The sequence below is a fragment of the Cognatundibacterium aquatile genome (assembly GCF_014699135.1).
In the GTDB taxonomy this organism is placed as follows: Bacteria; Pseudomonadota; Gammaproteobacteria; order Burkholderiales; family Burkholderiaceae_D; genus Undibacterium; species Undibacterium aquatile.
The window spans coordinates 370,912-389,992 of the sequence record NZ_JACOFT010000003.1 but is presented as its reverse complement, the minus strand read 5'-3'; the positions used below and the strand labels follow the sequence as shown (position 1 = coordinate 389,992).

Below are 19,081 nucleotides of genomic sequence, written 5' to 3'. Positions count from 1 at the left end.
TTTTTATATACTGGGGGGAGTATTAAAACAGCTCCTGATGGTTGATTTTGGCAAAAACCTCAAAATAATCAGGGAAAGTCTTGGCGACGCAATGCGGTTCGTTAATCCGCATCGCTGCGCCGCGCCGCGCCTTGCCATCCAGACTGGCAAGCGAAAAGCACATCGCCATACGGTGATCATCATAGGTATCGATGGTCGCGGGCAAGATCTGCGCCGGTGGCGTGACACGCATGTAATCCGCGCCCTCTTCCACGGTTGCGCCGAGTTTCCTTAATTCTGTCGCCATCGCCGACAGACGATCAGTCTCTTTGACGCGCCAACTCGCAATATTGCGCAGCGTCGTGGTGCCATTTGCATACAAGGCCGCCATTGCGATCGTCATCGCGGCGTCAGGGATGTGGTTGAAATCCATGTCTATCGCCTGCAATGCGCCATTCGACGTGGCTTCTATCCAGTTATCGCCACGGGTGATGGTTGCCCCCATTTTTTCCAGCGCTTCGGCAAAGCGAACATCGCCCTGTATGCTGTCGCGCCCGACGCCTTCCACCCGCACCTGCCCGCCTGCAATAGCGCCAGCGGCCAGAAAGTAGGAAGCAGACGAAGCGTCCCCTTCAACATGCACCACGCCCGGCGACACATAATGCTGCCCACGTTTGACGGTGAACGCCTGCCAGCCATCGCGTTCGACGGCAACGCCAAAACGCTGCATCAGATTCAGCGTGATTTCAATATACGGCTTGGAAATTAATTCACCAACGACATCAATCACGATGTCATGCTCTTTCGCCATTAATGGCGCCGCCATCAGCAAGGCCGTCAGAAACTGGCTGGAGACATTGCCTTTGACTTGTAAACGCTGCGCATGAATATGGCCACGACGAATGTGTAAAGGCGGATAGCCAGGATTGCCGGTGTACTCGACCTGCGCACCAGCGGCATTCAGGGCATCGACCAGATCGCCAATCGGCCGCTCATGCATACGCGCCACGCCATGCACAGTATAATCACCGCCCAGCACTGCCAGCGTTGCGACCAATGGGCGAATCGCAGTGCCTGCATTTCCCATGAACAAATCGGCCTGATGGCGGGGAAGCTGACCGTTAACACCGCGGACCGTGTAGTTCTGGCTATCACCTTCCTGTTCCCAGTGCACGCCCAGTTGTTGCAAAGCATTCAGCATTACCAGCGTGTCGTCGGATGCCAGTAAATCTTTGATTTCCGTCGTCCCCTGCGCCAGTGCTGCGAGCAGCAAGGTGCGATTGGAAATACTCTTGGAGCCGGGCAAGCGCACCGTGCCCTGCACCTGCATTATTGGCTGCAAATCAATGTATGGCGGATAGTGTTTGCTTTGTTGGGTCATAGTGATGAACTTATTCGGAAAACATCCGGAACCTGATCCGGAATGCAGATAATTTATTTTCGACAAAGACAGGATTGATGCAAAACCGCCCCAGTGGCGTTATGGCTCCTCGCCGTACTATTCGTACTGTCTTCGTCGCCATGCCTTGCCGGGACAACTTTGCATTCATCCTAAAAGAATAACAGACGACTGACAGATTAGATCAGTGGCAATCTAAACAGATCAGAATTCGTCCGTCGTCATCCGGGATGAAACAGAGAACAGAGCCGATGTTAATCGCCACCTTCACGTTGCTGTTTTTCTGCGGCTTCAATCGCGGAAATCCAGTTGTGGCGGGCGCGTTGTGCGTTCGCATAAATGCCTTCGATGCCCGCTGTATCAGCATTGACTAAATGCTGGCGCAACACAGCCAGACGCGCGGTATAGGAATCCAGTTCCTGCAACATCGCATGCCGGTTTGCCAGCGTGATATCGCGCCACATCTCCGGCGACGAACCGGCAATCCGGGTGAAATCGCGAAAGCCGCTCGCTGCGTATTGAAACAGCGTGTCAGCATGTTCTTTGCGGGCGATATCATCCACCAGTGCATAAGCAAGCAGATGCGGTAAATGACTGACTGCCGCAAACACCGCGTCATGCCCAGCCGGATCAAGATAATGAATTATCGCGCCGCATTGTTGCCATGCCCAGGCAACGCGCGCCACATCCGCATCGTTGTTTTCCGGCAGGCGTGTGATGACCGCTTTTTTACCGACATATAAATCAACGAGTGCCGCTTCTGGCCCATTCAACTCACGTCCGGCAATCGGATGCGCAGGGACAAACTGGCGCAACTTTGCACCCAGCGCTTCTTTTGCGGCATCAACGACATCAGATTTGGTACTGCCAGCATCGGTGACGATGGTGGTTGGTGATAAATGTGGCTGTATCGAATCCAGAATCGCTTTGGTTTGCGCGACCGGCGCGGCAATCAACACCAGATCGGCATCCTTGACCGCGGCTTCAGGTGAGGTCGCGATGCTGTCGATAATACCGAGTTGCAATGCTCGTTCTAACGACGCCTGACTACGCCCGACACCAACGATGTGCTGCACAGCGCCAGCTTTTTTCAATGCCAGCGCAAATGAGCCACCGATCAGACCAACGCCAAAAATCGCAACACGTTTAAAAACATTTGACACGTTCGGCATCACGATCTCACAGCGTACAAGGATAAGAACCCAGGACTTTGAAGAAAGCCGCTTTTGCATCGAGCTCTGCCATCGCGGCTGCGACTCTTTCATCCATGACGTGTCCTTCGACATCGACATAGAAGTAATATTCCCAGTTACCGGTACGGGCGGGGCGCGATTCAAAACGGGTCATCGAAACGCCGTGTTTGGATAAGGGCGCGAGCAAATCGTAAACAGCACCGGCTTTATTCGGCGTCGCCAGCACAATCGAGGTCTGGTCTTTACCGCTCGGTGTGGTATGCAGACGGCCAATCACAGCAAAGCGCGTACGGTTATGCGGATCATCCTGAATATGTGCGCTGACGATGCCGAGGTTATATTGGGTGCCAGCGATTTCACTGGCAATCGCAGCAACGGTGTAATCACCACTGGCCATGCGCGCCGCTTCAGCATTGGATGCGACAGCCTGCCGTTCGATGTGCGGATAATGTTGATTCAGCCAGGCTTGGCATTGCGCCAATGCCTGCGAGTGAGCGCAGATGCGGCTCACGCCTTCCATGTTGCCGGACTTGCTCATCAGGCTGTGTTGCACCGGAATCGCCAGTTCGCCACTGATCGCCAGACTGGTTTGCAGCAATAAATCGAGTGTGCGATTGATCGCACCTTCGGAAGAATTTTCAATCGGCACGACGCCAAAATCAGCCGTGCCCGCTTCCGTCGCGCGGAAAACCTCGTCAATTGAAACGCAAGGCAAAGCCTGAATCGCATGACCAAACTGCTTGTACACGGCTTGTTCGCTGAAGGTGCCGACCGGCCCGAGAAATGCCACCACCACGCGTCGTTCCAATGCGCGGCAGGCGGACATGATTTCGCGGAAAATCAACTGGATATCTTCGTTCAGCAAAGGACCAGGATTGCGTTCAGCGACTCCGCGCAATACCTGCGCCTCGCGCTCAGGGCGAAACACCGGTGCATTGGTTTCTGCTTTGACGTGACCGACTTCTTCAGCCACACGGGCACGTTGATTCAGTAAATCGAGAATCTGGGCATCGATCGTATCAATCTTAATGCGCAGGGGAAGTAATTTGTTGTCGCTCATAACTAACCTAAAAACCGTTTTTGTACACTGTGACAGCGGTGCACGACAGTGAATAGTCGCGCCTGCCGCTTTGCATTATTTGATTCCTCACCAGGCTTTTGATCTGGTTCGACAGCGCCACGGTTTCCAGGTGATGGGTTATGCCATGTTCAGAAAGGGCTGCCGCTTGAGGAGAAGACTACACGCTATTACTTTTACACTCAGGAATGCGCGCTGGCAAACTCGTGCATGAAACCAACCAGTGCCTGCACACCGGCGAGAGGCATCGCGTTGTAAATCGAAGCACGCATACCACCAACCGATTTATGCCCCTTCAATTGCAACAAACCCTGCGCTTTTGCAGCAGTCAAAAATTCTGCATTCAGAGATTCGTCTTTCAGAAAAAATGGTACGTTCATACGCGAACGGCATTCTTTCGCCACACGATTTTCATAAAAATCAGTGGAATCAAGGTAATCGTACAACAACGTTGCCTTCGCAATGTTTTGCGCTTCCATCGCTGCCACGCCGCCCTGGCGTTTCAACCATTGAAATACCAGACCAGCGATATAGATCGCATAGGTTGGTGGCGTGTTGTACATGGAGCCGTTGTCGGCAACAATTTTCCAGTCAAAGGCGGACGGGCATACAGGCAAAGCATGTCCAAGCAAATCTTCGCGCACGATCACCAGCGTCAAGCCAGCCGGGCCAATATTCTTTTGCGCGCCGCCAAAAATCACACCATAGGCAGACACATCAATAACGCGCGACAAAATATGCGAAGACATATCCGCCACTATCGGTGCGCCACCGGTCTGTTCCGCTACATCTGGCACGAAATGATATTCAACACCGTCTATCGTTTCATTGGTGCAGAGATGTACATAGGCCGCGTCTTTCGACAACTGCCAGCTTTCTCTTGCCGGAACTGCCGTAAAACCATTGCTGGCAGCGGATGCCGCCACATTCACTGTGGCGTATTTTTGCGCTTCTTTAATTGACTTACCGCTCCATGAACCGGTATGAATGAAATCCACCGGCGCATCGGGACGACGCCCCATCAGGTTCATGGGAACGATGGCATTTTCACCGAGACCACCACCTTGTAAAAACAAGATTTTGTAATTTTCCGGAATCGCCAGCAAATCACGTAAATCACGCTGGGCGGCATCCATGATGGACATGAATTCCGCGCCGCGATGACTCATCTCCATGACCGACATACCGCTGCCATGCCAATCCAGCATTTCTGCAGCGGCCTGCTGCAAAACCTCTTTAGGCAAAACTGCCGGGCCCGCCGAAAAATTGTAGATGGTGGTCATGGTTTTACTCCGCTACATCGCCAGTCGCGCCATCAGCGGCATTCGTGTCGCCATCGACAGACATTGCGCCTGATTCAGTTTCATCCTGATCAGCATCCGTTTCAACGATACGCTGCAAGCCGGACAAGGTAGTTCCGTCTTCAACCGCGATCAGTGTGACGCCTTGTGTTGCGCGTCCCATTTCACGAATCTCAGAAACACGGGTCCTGATCAAGACACCACCAGTCGTGATCAGCATGATTTCATCGGTCGTTTCAACCAGAGTCGCAGCAACGACTTTGCCGTTACGCTCAGAAGTCTGAATTGCGATCATACCTTTGGTACCGCGACCATGACGGGTATATTCAGTAATCGGTGTACGTTTGCCAAAGCCATTTTCGGTAGCAGTTAATACCGATTGCTGCTCGTTTTCCGCCACCAGCAAGGCGATGACTTGTTGCGTTTCATCGAGATTCATGCCGCGCACACCGCGTGCCGTACGCCCCATAGGACGCACATCATTTTCGTCGAAACGAACCGCCTTACCTGCATCGGAGAACAACATCACATCATGCTTGCCATCGGTCAGCGCAGCACCGATCAGGAAGTCGCCGTCGTCCAGATCCACCGCGATAATGCCGGCTTTACGTGGATTACTGAAATCGGCCAGCGGTGTTTTCTTCACAGTGCCAAGGCTGGTTGCCATGAAAATATAACGGTCTTCAGGGAAGCTGCGGTTGTCACCCGACAAAGGCAGAATGACAGTAATTTTTTCACCATCCTGCAACGGGAACATATTCACGATAGGCTTGCCGCGCGAACTGCGCGAACCTTGCGGTACTTCCCATACTTTGAGCCAGTAGAGACGGCCACGGTTACTGAAGCACAGGATGTAATCGTGGGTATTGGCGACAAATAATTGCTCAATCCAGTCATCATCCTTCGTTGCAGTCGCTTGTTTGCCACGGCCGCCACGTTTCTGCGCGCGGTATTCAGACAAGGGTTGCGACTTCATATAGCCGGTGTGCGACAAGGTCACCACCATATCGACCGGCGTGATCAGATCTTCGGTTTCAAGGTCGGTCGCGTTGTGTGTAATTTCAGAACGGCGAACGTCTTTATTTCCTTCGCCATACTCATTTCTGGCGAGTGTCAGTTCATCCGTAATAATCGTTGTGACACGTTCAGGCTTAGACAGAATATCAAGCAAATCGGCGATTTCAGCCATCACGTCTTTGTATTCGTTGACGATCTTATCCTGCTCCAGACCAGTCAGACGTTGCAAACGCATTTGCAGAATTTCCTGCGCCTGATCATCGGACAATTTGTACAGGCCATCCGGCTGAATACCGTAATGTTTAGGCAAACTCTCAGGACGGAAAGCGTCAATACCACCCGGATTATCAGCAGCAGTGCGTGTCAGCATCTCACGTACCATGGAACTATCCCAGGCACGCGTCATCAATTCCTGTTTCGCCAGTGGCGGTGTTGGCGCCGCTTTGATGATAGCGATGAAGTCGTCGATATTCGCCAATGCTACTGCCAGGCCTTCGAGCACATGACCGCGTTCGCGCGCTTTGCGCAGTTCAAACACGGTACGACGCGTAACAACTTCGCGGCGATGTGACAGGAAGCACGACAACATTTCTTTCAGGTTCAGCAGCTTAGGCTGGCCATTGACCAGCGCCACCATATTCATACCGAAAGTGTCCTGCAATTGTGTCTGCTTATACAGATTATTCAGCACAACATCCGGCACTTCACCACGTTTGAGCTCAATCACCACGCGCATGCCGGATTTATCGGATTCGTCGCGGATATCTGAAATGCCGTCGAGTTTTTTATCGCGCACTAATTCCGCAATACGCTCAAGCAAAGATTTCTTATTGACCTGGTACGGCAGCTCATCAATGATCAGCGCGGTACGATTCTCTTTGCCAAATTCTTCAAAATGCGTTTTCGCACGCATCACGACACGACCGCGACCAGTGCGATAACCGTCACGCACACCGGAAACACCATAGATAATGCCGCCGGTCGGGAAATCCGGTGCGGGGATAATCTCTATCAACTCATCTATCGTGCAATCATCATTCCGCAACAAGTGCAGGGCACCATTGATAATTTCAGTGATGTTGTGCGGCGGAATATTGGTCGCCATACCGACCGCGATACCAGAGGCACCGTTGATCAGTAAGTTAGGAATACGGGTAGGCAAAACCGACGGTTCTTTTTCTTTACCGTCATAGTTCGGTACGAAATCGACCGTTTCTTTTTCGATATCCGCCAGGATTTCGTTAGCAATTTTATCTAAGCGACATTCGGTGTAACGCATCGCAGCGGCACTGTCGCCATCAATGGAACCGAAGTTACCCTGACCATCGACCAACGTGTAGCGCAAGGAAAAATCCTGCGCCATACGTACCAATGTGTCATAAATAGAAGCATCACCGTGCGGATGGTATTTACCCATGACCTCACCGACAACGCGCGCGCATTTGACGAATGGGCGGTTATAGACATTGTTCATCTCATGCATCGCGAATAAAACGCGTCGATGCACAGGCTTCAAGCCATCACGCACATCCGGCAAGGCTCGACCAACAATCACGCTCATCGCGTAATCGAGGTAGCTCTTGCGCATTTCTTCTTCAAGGGAAATCGGGAGTGTTTCTTTTGCGAATTGATCCATTGGCATGCCGGCAAATTAGAGCTTGGTTAAATGATAACATCGCGAAAAACAGTCGCTGCTAATCTTAGTGCCGTAATGCACCATGTCAGCAAAACATCGCTTTCACAGAAGCAATACGAAAGGCAGCGGCACGTTTTTTCGAATGTTTAGCTCTTGATTTTACCATGCTCAACAGGCCAAACGTCACAAAATAGCAAAACACAAATACCCCCAAGCAATTGCGGAGCCTAAGCTCTGGCGTCAGATCGTGTCCGAGAAAATATTCGCATGAGATTAAGGATTCATTACCAATAAACAACCTGACAGCAACACAAGGCAAATTACTTGAATAATTTTCGCCATCTCGACTATCAACAAGAAGTCAACAAACTGACTCTGACAATCAAAAACACCCAAAAATCGATAAATTCAATAAGTGAACTCATCAAAGCAAGTTATTTTTTTGCAATTTCTTAAGTGAATTTCACCTGAAAACCGCTGTGCAATTGTTGCCCATGCACGACATATTTAACGAAGTGTTACTTTAGCGATTTAACAAGTCATGCCGGATTGACGTTATCTATGGCAAAATATTGATTAATAACAGCGTTGTTCGTTTGACGAAATAGTAATGTCATCAAGCGCGTGGTATCATCAGGTTTTAAGCAGTAATTTGCGCAGTTTATCTGCGATAATTAAATCTCAGTCGAGAGGATAAATATGAAAATTCTAGTTAAGCTCGTTATCGCAGCGTCCGCAGTTGCTTCCTTTTCTGCATCCGCACAACAAGACATCAAAGCGAACACACCACACAGTGCTTATGTACAAGATGGTCGTGGCGTCATTGTTCGTGACGCATTTGGTCTGTGCTGGCGTACTGGCTACTGGACACCTGCTGATGCAGTGCCAGGTTGCGACGCTCCATTGGTAAAAGAAGCAGCTCCAGCTCCTGTTGCTGCTCCAGCTCCTGTTGCTGCTCCTGCACCAGCTCCTGTTGTTGCTCCTGTTGCTCCAACATCTGAAAAAGTTACTTTCGCTGCCAGCGCATTGTTTGACTTCGACAAATCAGTATTGAAAGCTGAAGGTAAAACTCAGCTCGACGATATGGTTTCTAAATTGAAATCGATCAATCTGGAAGTTGTTATCGCTGTTGGTCATACTGACTCCGTTGGTACAGATGCATACAACCAAAAACTGTCTATCCGCCGCGCAGAAGCAGTTAAAGCTTACCTGGTAAGCAAAGGTATTGAAGCTAACCGTGTTTACACTGAAGGCAAAGGCGAAAAACAACCAGTTGCTGATAACAAAACAGCAGAAGGCCGCGCTAAAAACCGTCGCGTAGAAATCGAAGTTGTTGGTACACGCAACAAATAATTAAGCTCCGTTTTAATTATGTAAAAACCCCGCTTCGGCGGGGTTTTTACTTTTTGTTTCTCGTACCAAATCTGCACTTACCCCGCAAAAATACGCCATAAGAATAGATTAAATAGAAACTCAATACCCCTGCAACAAACACAGCTACCGAAGAAGATTCTGAAACTGGACTTGTCTTGATCTGACTAAGTGCGATAAATACCCGGATCGCCTACAATACGACATTAATCTATCCCCTATCAACACAGAAATATCCGCACACATCATGCCGACACTAAATGCAGATCCAGCAGAAATTCAGAAATTCAGTGACCTAGCTCATCGCTGGTGGGATCCAAGTTCAGAGTTCCGCCCTTTACATGAAATCAACCCGCTGCGTCTGGAATGGATTAATCAACGGGTTCCGCTATCAGGTAAAAATGTCATTGATGTCGGCTGTGGTGGCGGCATACTCGCCGAATCGATGGCAAAAAAGGGAGCCATTGTTACTGGCATCGATCTTTCAGAAAAAGCACTGAAAGTGGCCGACTTGCACGGTTTAGAATCAGGCGTCAGCGTACGTTATAAAAATATCCCCGCCGAAGAGATGGCCGAAGCGGAAGCTGGTCAGTACGACGTTGTCACTTGCATGGAAATGCTGGAACACGTCCCTGATCCATCATCCATCATTCGGGCCTGCACAAAACTATTGAAACCAGGTGGGCATGTCTTTTTCTCCACCTTGAACCGTAATGTCAAATCGTATCTGTTCGCAATTCTTGGTGCTGAGTACGTTTTGCAATTATTGCCAAAAGGTACGCACGACTATGCAAAATTCATCACTCCGGCAGAACTTTCGCAAGATGTTCGCAATGCGGGTCTTGAATTAAATGCCATGAAAGGTTTGAGCTACAATCCGCTGACAAAAATCTATTCATTGAATAACGATACCAGCGTCAACTACATGATTGCCTGCACCAAGCCAGCCTAAATCTGATCATGTACAAACGGACACCGAGTTCCGTTTGTACGTTTACCAATTCGCCTATGCACAATCCTCAAGCAATTTTATTCGATCTCGATGGTACCTTAGCCGATACCGCGCCAGATCTGGCTGCTGCCATTAATGCTATGCGCGTACGCCGCAGCTTAGCTCCCGTACATTATCTCAGCCTAAGACCATTTGCTTCTGCCGGCGCCCGTGGCTTACTGGCAGCGGGTTTTAATATCACGCCTGAAGATGCGAATTATGAATCGATGCGCATTGAATTTTTGAATCAATATGAATGTGCAATGGCGGTACACAGCCGCTTATTTGAACATGTCACGACGCTGCTGCATGGGTTGAACGCCCTGAGCCTGACATGGGGCATAGTGACAAATAAAGCGACGCGTTTTACCAAACCGTTGATCTCTTTGCTTGACCTTCAGGAAGCCCGCTGCGTGATTTCCGGGGATACGACGCCTCATGCGAAACCACATCCGGCTCCCTTACTGGAAGGTGCAAGACGACTAGGCATACGCTCAGAACATTGCTGGTACATCGGTGATGATTTGCGGGATATTCAGGCTGCTGAAGCCGCTGGTATGACCAGTATCGCCGCTGCCTGGGGATATTGTGGTGCCACCGAGCCGAAGCAATGGAAAGCAGATGCCATCATCGACAGTCCGCTCGAATTACTGGAATTAATCAGAGCTAAACATTTACAAGTCATCCCCTCTTGAATTTTTCGTGCGACACCGCATATAGGTTATACTAGCAAAGCTTTGGGGTCGACCTGGTTTCGACAGGGGTTGCAAAGCAGCGCAGGGCATACCGAGGCCAGACTACCTCGTAAATACAATCTGAACTATATAACTGCAAACGATAACTCGTACGCATTAGCAGCTTAATTGCTTGCTAACTCTACACCGCCTCTTCCCTAGGGCGGGCTGGCAACAGCAGTAGAGTCATTCATAGGGAATCGTCCTGAATCGGGTTACTTGGCTCGGGATTAAATCAAAGGTAACTCGTCCAGCCGCAGCGTGTGCGTCCGCGTCGTCTGGATTAAATTAAATGGCAGCACTAAGTATGTAGAACTGTCTGTAGAGTGCTTCTGGACGCGGGTTCGATTCCCGCCGACTCCACCAGAATATTTAATAAAATCAAAGACTTACGATTTTATAGCTGTCATTAAATGGGGTGTTTTGGGGTGATTTAGGCTCCAGAATGACAACAAAATGACAGTATTAACTGCACAATAGTTTCGCAATTGTTTGCTATCGCCAAGCATATTAGGCGAATATAGTGGTCATATGAAAACATCAATCGCCAGATCTAGAATCCGCAATGCTGTTGTGTTTTTTGCACAAAATACAAAAGCTTGTGGAAAGATCAAACTTTTTAAATTACTGTATTTGCTTGACTTTGAACACTTTCGCCAAACAGGCAAGAGTGTGACTGGCTTCGACTATGAAGCGTGGAAATTTGGACCGGTTCCAGTATCGCTTATGCAGGAATGGGAAGATCTAGAGGAAGATTTAGCTGACACGATTGAAATTGTCCCTGAGCGAGTCATTGACTACACCCGCGAAACAGTTAAGGTTAAACCCAATGTCGAGTTTTGTGATGATGATTTCACACTGAGACAAACCTGCATCATGCAAGAACTAGCTGAAAAGTATCGGGAAACGTTGTCGCCAAAAATGATCGACGTTACACATGTGCAAAATGGAGCTTGGGACAAAATTTGGGCGAATGGGCTGGGCGCTCAACAACGTATTCCTTATGATTTGGCTATACCTGATGATGCAAATGATAAAGAATATATATTAGAATCTGCGTCAGAATCAAAAGGTCTTTCAAAAGCTCTAGAACCCCAGGCATACTAACTCAATGCTAAATATCGGTGATGTGTGGCGTCATTCAGACTACTATAAAGACAAGGACACTGGAAAGCCGCTACCCAAATATTTATTAGTTCTTTCAGTTCGTACTGATGGAGATATTGTGTATCGTTTACTGACCAGCCGACAGAATAGCAGACCTACAGATCCCGTCTGCTATCACGGAACCCCATATCCTGGTTACTACCTTGGAATACCTATGCCTAGCGGCCTTCTCAATTCAGAGACTTGGCTTGATCTACGTGAACTTAGCGAAGATTTCGATTCTCTCGATTTTGAAAAATTGGTGCTTCTTGGAGTTTTAACGTTAGTGCACACATTCAGTCCCGAAGTCATGTGCCCACTATTATCTTGCACAGCCTATGCTCAAGATACGACGAAGCGGCAAACTCAAGACATCATGAGATCCCGTCAAACATTAAACTGCGGATAACAGCATATTTACACGCTTTCTTAAGCCCGGAGACGAAAAACGTTCACTGGTCGTCGTTCACCAAAGCGATTATGGCGACTGGCCATCATGCAAAAATCCTGAATTTGCCGGACGTACTTAAGACTCTACCGTGCTGCCATGCTGGAACCCCAAAACGCACTAATACCGATGTTGTAGCAGCATCGACAAATACAATTTTACGTCCGTCTATCAGCGGAACGTGAATGCGCGGCATCACGCTCTCAGCATGTCGTGCAAGATCTTTATCGAGCTCGGCTTTGCATTCGTCTTTTGCGTATGTCTTACTCCAGATCGCATTTTCAGTCGCACCAGTGCAATAGTCAGGATGCCGCCAATGTCTCGATACGTCGTCTTAACTACCCTTTTTGTGTAGGTTAGTTCGCTCGGTGCGGAGAGAACGGGAGTTTCCAGCCGCATGCGGCGAACCTGTTAGCACATACGCCAAGCAGGATGGTCAACTCTGCCAAGTCCTCCAACAAATTGTTTTAAGTAGGCCAAAGGAATATAGAAAGTCGCAGTTCTCTTTATGAGACTGCGGCTTTCTTGTTTTTTTCCAGTACAATTTATTAATATTTTTTCACGATTAAAATACGCTACGTCAAATCTCCGACACCGTTCAATTTCAGGATAAAAATGAATACACCTATGAGCATGACAGAGATTTTTTTAATCGCGATATTGCTCATTTTCAGCCTTCCATATTTAATCTGGCGTCTTGGCAAAACAGATTACTTTGCACCGCTGGTCGTCATACAAATCATCGCCGGCATACTGATGGGGCCGGGTGTTCTTGGTCGGATTTTTCCCGACTATTATCAATTCGTTTTTAACGCACAAATCATTCAGTCGCTGAACGGCATTGCGTGGTGGGCGGTGATGATTTTTGTCATGATCGCCGGTATCGAACTCGATCTGAAGAAAGTCTGGGAACACAGACGGGAAAGCTTCGTTACCGGCAGTCTGGCACTCGGTATGCCACTCTTATTTGGCAGCATTGCAGCCATCTGCTTACTCAAGTTTGATGGTTGGCAAGGCGCAAATGCACATTCATGGCAATTTGTTCTGGGTATCGGAATGGCTTGCGCGGTAACAGCGCTACCGATACTGATTCTGCTCATGGAAAAGTTAACGATTTTGCGGCAAGCGATCGGTCAGCGCATCTTGCGTTACGCCAGTCTGGACGATATTGCGATCTGGGCTGTCCTCGCGATTATTCTTATGGACTGGACGCGCGTCGGCCGCCAACTTGGGTTTCTATTGCTGTTTGCCTTGGCCACGATCGGCTTCCGCAAATTGATGGTGAAGCTATCTGAACGTGATCGCTGGTATGTCAGCCTGATCTGGCTCGCCGCTTGTAGTTTTGCCGCGGATTGGGCAGGTTTGCATTTCATGGTCGGCGCATTTCTTTCCGGTGCGGTCATGGATGCACACTGGTTTGATCAAAGGAAGATGGATCTGTTGCGTGAGCATGTGTTACTGACCATCATGCCAGTATTTTTCCTGAGTACGGGTCTACGCACCAATTGGGATCTTGGCGGAACAGCGGTCTTCATTGCGGCAGCATTGTTATTGCTGGCATCGGTTGGCGGTAAACTAGCTGGTATTCACCTTGCGGGAAAAATACTCCGCTGGGAAAAAGGAGAGGCTTCCATTATTGGGTGGCTGCTGCAAACCAAAGCGCTGATCATGATTATCTTCGCCAACATCCTGCTGGATAAAAACATCATCACCAATGAAACATTTACCGCACTGTTACTGATGGCCATAGGCAGTACGATGCTGACTGTGCCCATGGTTCACCCAAAGCTGAAGCAATTTAAATCAGTGATCTTTAAAGAGTAAAGTGATCGTTGCCTGGCAGGCATCGGTCAAAAAAAATAGCCGCTCAGAGGCGGCTTAAAGAGGGGATATTGAAGCGTTAAAACGACCCGGTTGGGACGAGACGTTTTTCATTTTTTATAATCTCTGAAACTTCATTAACAGCGCCGAACAACCTGCATACGACGCTTTATTCAATCGGTAGCACCGCTCTCTTTCTGATGAAAAGGTGCCAGCCAGCAGACAATAAACGAAGGAATCGTCGCCAGCATTACAAAAACAAAGTAACTCTTGTATCCAAGCATTTGCTGTAAATGACCGCTGATCACACCGGTAAACATCATGCAAAGTCCCATCAGGCCAGTGCCGAATGCGTAGTGCGTTGTGGTGTATTTTCCTGGTGCTAATTGCTGCATCAGATAAATCATGAAGCCGACAGAGCCAAAGCCAAAAAAGAATTTCTCTATCGCGACACCTGCAGTAACGACCAGTAAGCTCTCTGGTTGATAAATACTCATGAGCAGGAAAGTCACGTTCGGGATATTCACGGCACAACACAACAGGAACAAGGTCGGCTGCAAACCGCGACGCGCTACAAACCAGCCACCTAACAACGATCCAAGCAATACAGCGAGTAAGCCATACGTTCCGTAGATGATGCCAAGCAGCTCGTTACTGAGCCCTAGCCCGCCTTTGGCGACAGGATCAACCATGAAAAAAGGCCCGATTTTTTCCAGAAAACCTATGCTGAGGCGAAATAAAAAAGCGAAGGCAATCATCAGCCAGACATCTTTTTTCTGAAAGAAACTGACGAAAGAATCCTTCAGGATATTCATTGCGGAAGAAAAATTGGTGAGAGTATTTTCAGCCCGTGCGCCATCCGGCATCACCCGCCAGTGCCACAGCGCCATCAAAACAGTGATCGCAGCAACGATGAAGAAAATCACACGCCAGGCATCCACCCAATCGGCACCAAAAACCGCAGAATCATGATGGAAATATTCTGCATGCAATTTGCCACTGAGATACACCAGGCCACCGGATGCAATAATAGGACCAAGATTCCAACTGAGGCTCTGCACGCCGCAATATAAAGACTGGGCTTTGCTATCGAGAGAAGTGACGTATACGCCGTCAGCGGCAATATCCTGGGTCGCGCCAAGAAACGAGATGACCCAGAATAAACCCATCAGCAACACCATATAGTTCGGTAATGCCATCGCCAGTGCAACCGCCAGAAAGCCAAAAAATATCGCGATTTCAGTCAGTATCACAAAAGCCTTTTTGGTGCGGTACATCTCGACGAATGAGGCAAACAGCGGCTTGATGGTGTAAGCGAGAATCAGGTAACTCGCATATTCAGCCGCTCTGCCATTGTCCATGCCCATGTTTTTGAACATGATGGCAGTAACGCTGGTCAGCGTCATGTAGGTCAGTGCCATCGTGAAATACGTCGTTGGCACCCACAGCAAAGGGGATTTTTTTGACTTTGTCTCTAGCATGTCTGCTTTCTCATTTTATTCACTTGTCACCAATTTCATCTGATACCGTGCAGTAGCTCTGTCGGACAACCGTTTGGAACGAGAAATTGCTGCAGTTTTCTTATATTTTAAAAAGGAAATTCAATTCTATGAAAACCTTTTCATAAACAGAATAACATAATTTTTTATTTTTAAAACCATTTTTAGCACGCGGCATCATTCAAGTTTTTTTAAGAGCTGACAACAGCACGAAATAATCACGGATCTCCTCATGCAGATGAAAAACCGTTCTAACGTCCCGCATCACGGCCATTTCATCGATATTCTGACCGCAAATCTTGCATATCCGCATGTTTGAAGCCCGTTTCTGAGCAGATGCTAAATTGAACATCTTTTCAACAATGGGTCGTACAGATCCCTGTTTCAACTCAAATACCTTACTTTCTTCGTTCAGAGACCTGTCACCAGAGCGCGCACCGCGTTCAATATCGTTTTGCGAAAAATTTATTTGACTTGAAATCGTTTTCAATTACAATCACCCGACGGTAAATACACCGCATATCGATACATTTCTCCGGTTTTACGATGAAAAACGCATGTAGGTTCTACGTTTCACCCATGCAGACAAGCAAAAGAAAACGTTTTCAAATAACCGATCTATCTACACACTTATATGACAAACGCCCATCCAATGAATCACTTTCCCCATGACTTTGAATGGGGCGTGGCGACCAGTGCTTACCAGATTGAAGGCGCAGCATCAGCAGATGGTCGCGGCCCATCGATCTGGGATACGTTTTCGCATACTCCCGGAAAAATTATTGACGGCAGCAATGGCGACATCGCCTGTGATCACTACCATCGCTATCCCGAAGATGTGGACATCATCGCCTCACTCGGGGTGAAAGCCTATCGATTCTCGGTCTCATGGCCTCGTGTGCAGCCCTTGGGTTATGGCGCATGGAATGAAAAGGGCTTTGAGTTCTATTCCAATTTATTAGATAAGCTGGCCGAAAAAAACATCACGCCCCATCTGACTTTGTATCACTGGGATTTACCACAAGCGTTGCAAGATCAGGGTGGCTGGCTGAATCGCGATACGACCGCTCATTTTGCTAACTATGCAGCAGAAATCGCCCGTCGTTTTGGTAACAGAGTCGCTTCGATTGCCACGCATAATGAACCGTGGTGTACCGCAAATCTGGGTTTTGGCAATGCGCAATTTGCGCCGGGCGTTGCGGATAAAGCCCTCTCTATACAGGTGTCCCACCACTTATTACTGTCACATGGTTTGGCGATAAAAGCCATGCGTCGCGTGGCTAGCTCTGCAAAACTAGGCATCGTGCTGAATCAATGGCCAGCCATGCCGGCGACCGATTCTGCACGCGATGTAGCGGAGGCAGAATGGGAATACGCACGCTCAGTGCAATGGTTCATGGATCCGATATTTAAAGGTCGCTATCCGCAAAAAGCGCTGGATCGCATGGACATGTCGCAATTTCATACCGAAGCAGAGGATATGAATATCATTCACCAGCCTATCGATTTTCTGGGAGTGAATTACTACACACGGGAATTTATCAGCACCGATTCTCCACCAAAAAAGCCACAAGCGGCGATGGGTGTCACGGATATGGGCTGGGAGATTTACCCATTGGGGCTGACGGACATACTGCTGCGCCATAAGAATGATTATACGAATTTGCCACCGATCTATATCACTGAAAATGGTATGGCAGTCGCGGACAAACTCATCGATGGCGAGATCGATGATCAGCCTCGCATTGCCTATGTTCATGCGCATCTGGATGCAATCCATGCAGCAATAGAACAAGGCGTCAACGTCAAAGGCTATTTTTATTGGAGTCTGCTGGATAATTTCGAGTGGAATTCCGGTTACGCGAAACGCTTCGGGTTGGTCTATGTCGATTACGCGACACAGCAACGCACCCTCAAAGCCAGCGCCCACTGGTATCGGAATTTTGTGAGTCAACAGTTGCGGAAAACTGAGTAAGCTTACCTGAGCGAGCACTCCAGTCGCAGCAAATTACTCACTGCAACGATGCTGACTTTTAGCATCAGATACCGCCCCGGAAAATTGGTATCTGATGCTTTTTTTTTTTGATGAACATCTGCGCTGCGCTGAATTCAGATGCCCTGCCTTTTTTCTCTGCCGTTATAAAGCCGTTACGGCAACATACGCAACATGCGAATGCCAGCAGCAACACCGATGAGCAAAACAGACAATGCCAGCAAAGCAACCGACAGGCTGATCCCTTGTGCGACGAAACCGATAAAGGCTGGCCCCATTAATATGCCGGCATAGCCCATACTCGAGACAGCCGGTACAGCAACGCTCTCAGGCATGACGCTCTGTTTGCCTGCAAGAGAAAACATCACCGGAACGATATTCGCACAACCTATTCCCAGCAAGGCATAACCCAGCAAAGCAAACTCCCACGATGGCAACACTGTGGCGCAGATCAGGCCTGCTGCGGCGAGCAAAGCGCCAGCCACCACCGTAAACCTGGCTCCCAGAAATTGAACCAGACGATCACCGGTCAGGCGCCCTACCGTCATCGTCGCCGCGAACGCGGCGTACCCAAGTCCCGCATGCGCTGGCGACATCTCGCGGACATCGGTCAGAAATACGGCGCTCCAGTCCAGCACTGCACCTTCAGTTAGAAATAAAATAAAGCAGACAACACCGATATAAAACACGACGCCTTTCGGCAATCCGAAGGCAGCACCGCTCTTCCTTCCGCCATACGGCAAGCAATGTCTGACGCTGATGCTCAACAACACCGCCATCACTGCCACAACGGCCACGGTCACGTTGAACAAAGACCAGCCCAGGCTCAACAAAGCACTGACACTGCCCGCCCCAATCAGGCCGCCAAGACTGAATAAACCGTGAAAGCCTGACATCAGTGGGCGACTGCTGCCACGTTCCAGTATCGTCGCCTGAATATTCACCGCACAATCGAGGGCACCGACACCGGCGCCGAAAATAAACAAGATCAATCCCAAGCCGATGGCGGATGCCATCTGCGTCAGCAAAGGCAAGGCAGCACACATCACCAGTGTCGCGAATAGCAGCACTTTGCGACAGCCTATGCGTGATGTCAGCGCACCCGCGACTGGCATCGTCAGAATAGAACCCGCGCCCAGGCACAGCAATAACAGGCCCAGATATCCTTCATGAATCGCCAGACGCTCTTTCACAAAGGGCACCATCGGTGCCCAGGCGGAAGTGCCAAAGCCTGCGATAAAAAATGCGATACGGGTTGATTTTTCTGCTGAGGATGAAGCTGGGAAAGATGATGGGGTTGGTGATGTTATCTGCGAAGTCATCTGCGAAATTATCTTTGCTATGGCGAGCTTACTTTGAAGCCTGGCCGGGTTTCATTTGTGATCCCAGCGATGGGGTATTGCGGGCGGGAACCAGTTCCCGTCAGAAAAAACGCCGTTCAATACGTAAAAGAGCGCTATTTTTACATAAATAAA

General features: G+C 49.0%; 14 protein-coding genes and 1 other RNA gene. 7 read left to right on the top strand and 8 right to left on the bottom strand.

Annotated elements, in window-relative coordinates; translation table 11 throughout:
- Positions 1-22: 22 nt before the first annotated feature.
- The 5 genes from aroA to gyrA all read right to left on the bottom strand — a co-directional run bounded on the left by aroA (position 23) and on the right by gyrA (position 7,603).
- Positions 23-1,360 carry a 3-phosphoshikimate 1-carboxyvinyltransferase gene (gene aroA / locus H8K26_RS10275; protein WP_190479292.1) on the bottom strand — a complete coding sequence of 446 codons (1,338 nt, stop codon included), beginning with the start codon at positions 1,358-1,360 and terminating at the stop codon, positions 23-25.
- A gap of 272 nt (positions 1,361-1,632) precedes the next feature.
- Entirely contained in the window at positions 1,633-2,541 is a 909-nt protein-coding gene (locus H8K26_RS10270) for a prephenate dehydrogenase (protein WP_390366579.1), read from the bottom strand.
- Positions 2,542-2,557: 16 nt separating this feature from the next.
- On the bottom strand, positions 2,558-3,631 hold the full coding sequence (gene pheA / locus H8K26_RS10265) for a prephenate dehydratase (RefSeq protein WP_186883048.1): 1,074 nt from the start codon (positions 3,629-3,631) through the stop codon (positions 2,558-2,560).
- Positions 3,632-3,831: 200 nt separating this feature from the next.
- Positions 3,832-4,932: a 3-phosphoserine/phosphohydroxythreonine transaminase gene (gene serC / locus H8K26_RS10260; protein ID WP_190479290.1), complete on the bottom strand. Its 1,101-nt coding sequence runs from the start codon at positions 4,930-4,932 to the stop codon at positions 3,832-3,834.
- A 4-nt stretch (positions 4,933-4,936) separates the two neighbouring features.
- On the bottom strand, positions 4,937-7,603 hold the full coding sequence (gene gyrA / locus H8K26_RS10255) for a DNA gyrase subunit A (protein ID WP_190479289.1): 2,667 nt from the start codon (positions 7,601-7,603) through the stop codon (positions 4,937-4,939).
- 699 nt (positions 7,604-8,302) lie between these two features.
- Between gyrA and ompA the strand changes: the two genes are divergently transcribed.
- From ompA to H8K26_RS10225, 6 genes are all read left to right on the top strand, one after another.
- Positions 8,303-8,956, top strand: coding sequence for an outer membrane protein OmpA (gene ompA / locus H8K26_RS10250; RefSeq protein ID WP_186883045.1), 654 nt, complete (start codon positions 8,303-8,305; stop codon positions 8,954-8,956).
- Between the two features lie 265 nt (positions 8,957-9,221).
- A complete protein-coding gene (gene ubiG / locus H8K26_RS10245) occupies positions 9,222-9,926 on the top strand; it encodes a bifunctional 2-polyprenyl-6-hydroxyphenol methylase/3-demethylubiquinol 3-O-methyltransferase UbiG (protein WP_186883044.1) in 705 nt (234 codons plus the stop codon).
- Between the two features lie 56 nt (positions 9,927-9,982).
- Positions 9,983-10,660 carry an HAD family hydrolase gene (locus H8K26_RS10240; protein WP_223826959.1) on the top strand — a complete coding sequence of 226 codons (678 nt, stop codon included), beginning with the start codon at positions 9,983-9,985 and terminating at the stop codon, positions 10,658-10,660.
- A 44-nt stretch (positions 10,661-10,704) separates the two neighbouring features.
- Positions 10,705-11,065, top strand: a transfer-messenger RNA (tmRNA) gene (gene ssrA, locus H8K26_RS10235).
- A 165-nt stretch (positions 11,066-11,230) separates the two neighbouring features.
- Positions 11,231-11,806 (top strand): Panacea domain-containing protein, encoded by a 576-nt coding sequence (locus H8K26_RS10230; RefSeq protein ID WP_190479287.1) that lies wholly within the window; start codon positions 11,231-11,233, stop codon positions 11,804-11,806.
- 1,102 nt (positions 11,807-12,908) lie between these two features.
- A complete protein-coding gene (locus H8K26_RS10225; RefSeq protein ID WP_190479285.1) occupies positions 12,909-14,117 on the top strand; it encodes a cation:proton antiporter in 1,209 nt (402 codons plus the stop codon).
- Positions 14,118-14,287: 170 nt separating this feature from the next.
- Here H8K26_RS10225 and H8K26_RS10220 read toward each other — a convergent pair whose 3' ends face one another.
- Positions 14,288-15,595: an MFS transporter gene (locus H8K26_RS10220; RefSeq protein ID WP_190479283.1), complete on the bottom strand. Its 1,308-nt coding sequence runs from the start codon at positions 15,593-15,595 to the stop codon at positions 14,288-14,290.
- A gap of 199 nt (positions 15,596-15,794) precedes the next feature.
- Positions 15,795-16,103, bottom strand: coding sequence for a hypothetical protein (locus tag H8K26_RS10215; RefSeq protein ID WP_190479282.1), 309 nt, complete (start codon positions 16,101-16,103; stop codon positions 15,795-15,797).
- A gap of 162 nt (positions 16,104-16,265) precedes the next feature.
- On the opposite strand from H8K26_RS10215, the gene H8K26_RS10210 reads away from it, so the two are divergent.
- Positions 16,266-17,588: a GH1 family beta-glucosidase gene (locus H8K26_RS10210; protein WP_190479280.1), complete on the top strand. Its 1,323-nt coding sequence runs from the start codon at positions 16,266-16,268 to the stop codon at positions 17,586-17,588.
- A gap of 173 nt (positions 17,589-17,761) precedes the next feature.
- Here H8K26_RS10210 and H8K26_RS10205 read toward each other — a convergent pair whose 3' ends face one another.
- Complete coding sequence (locus H8K26_RS10205; RefSeq protein ID WP_190479278.1) at positions 17,762-18,928, bottom strand: MFS transporter; 1,167 nt, start codon at positions 18,926-18,928, stop codon at positions 17,762-17,764.
- Between the last annotated feature and the right edge of the window lie 153 nt (positions 18,929-19,081).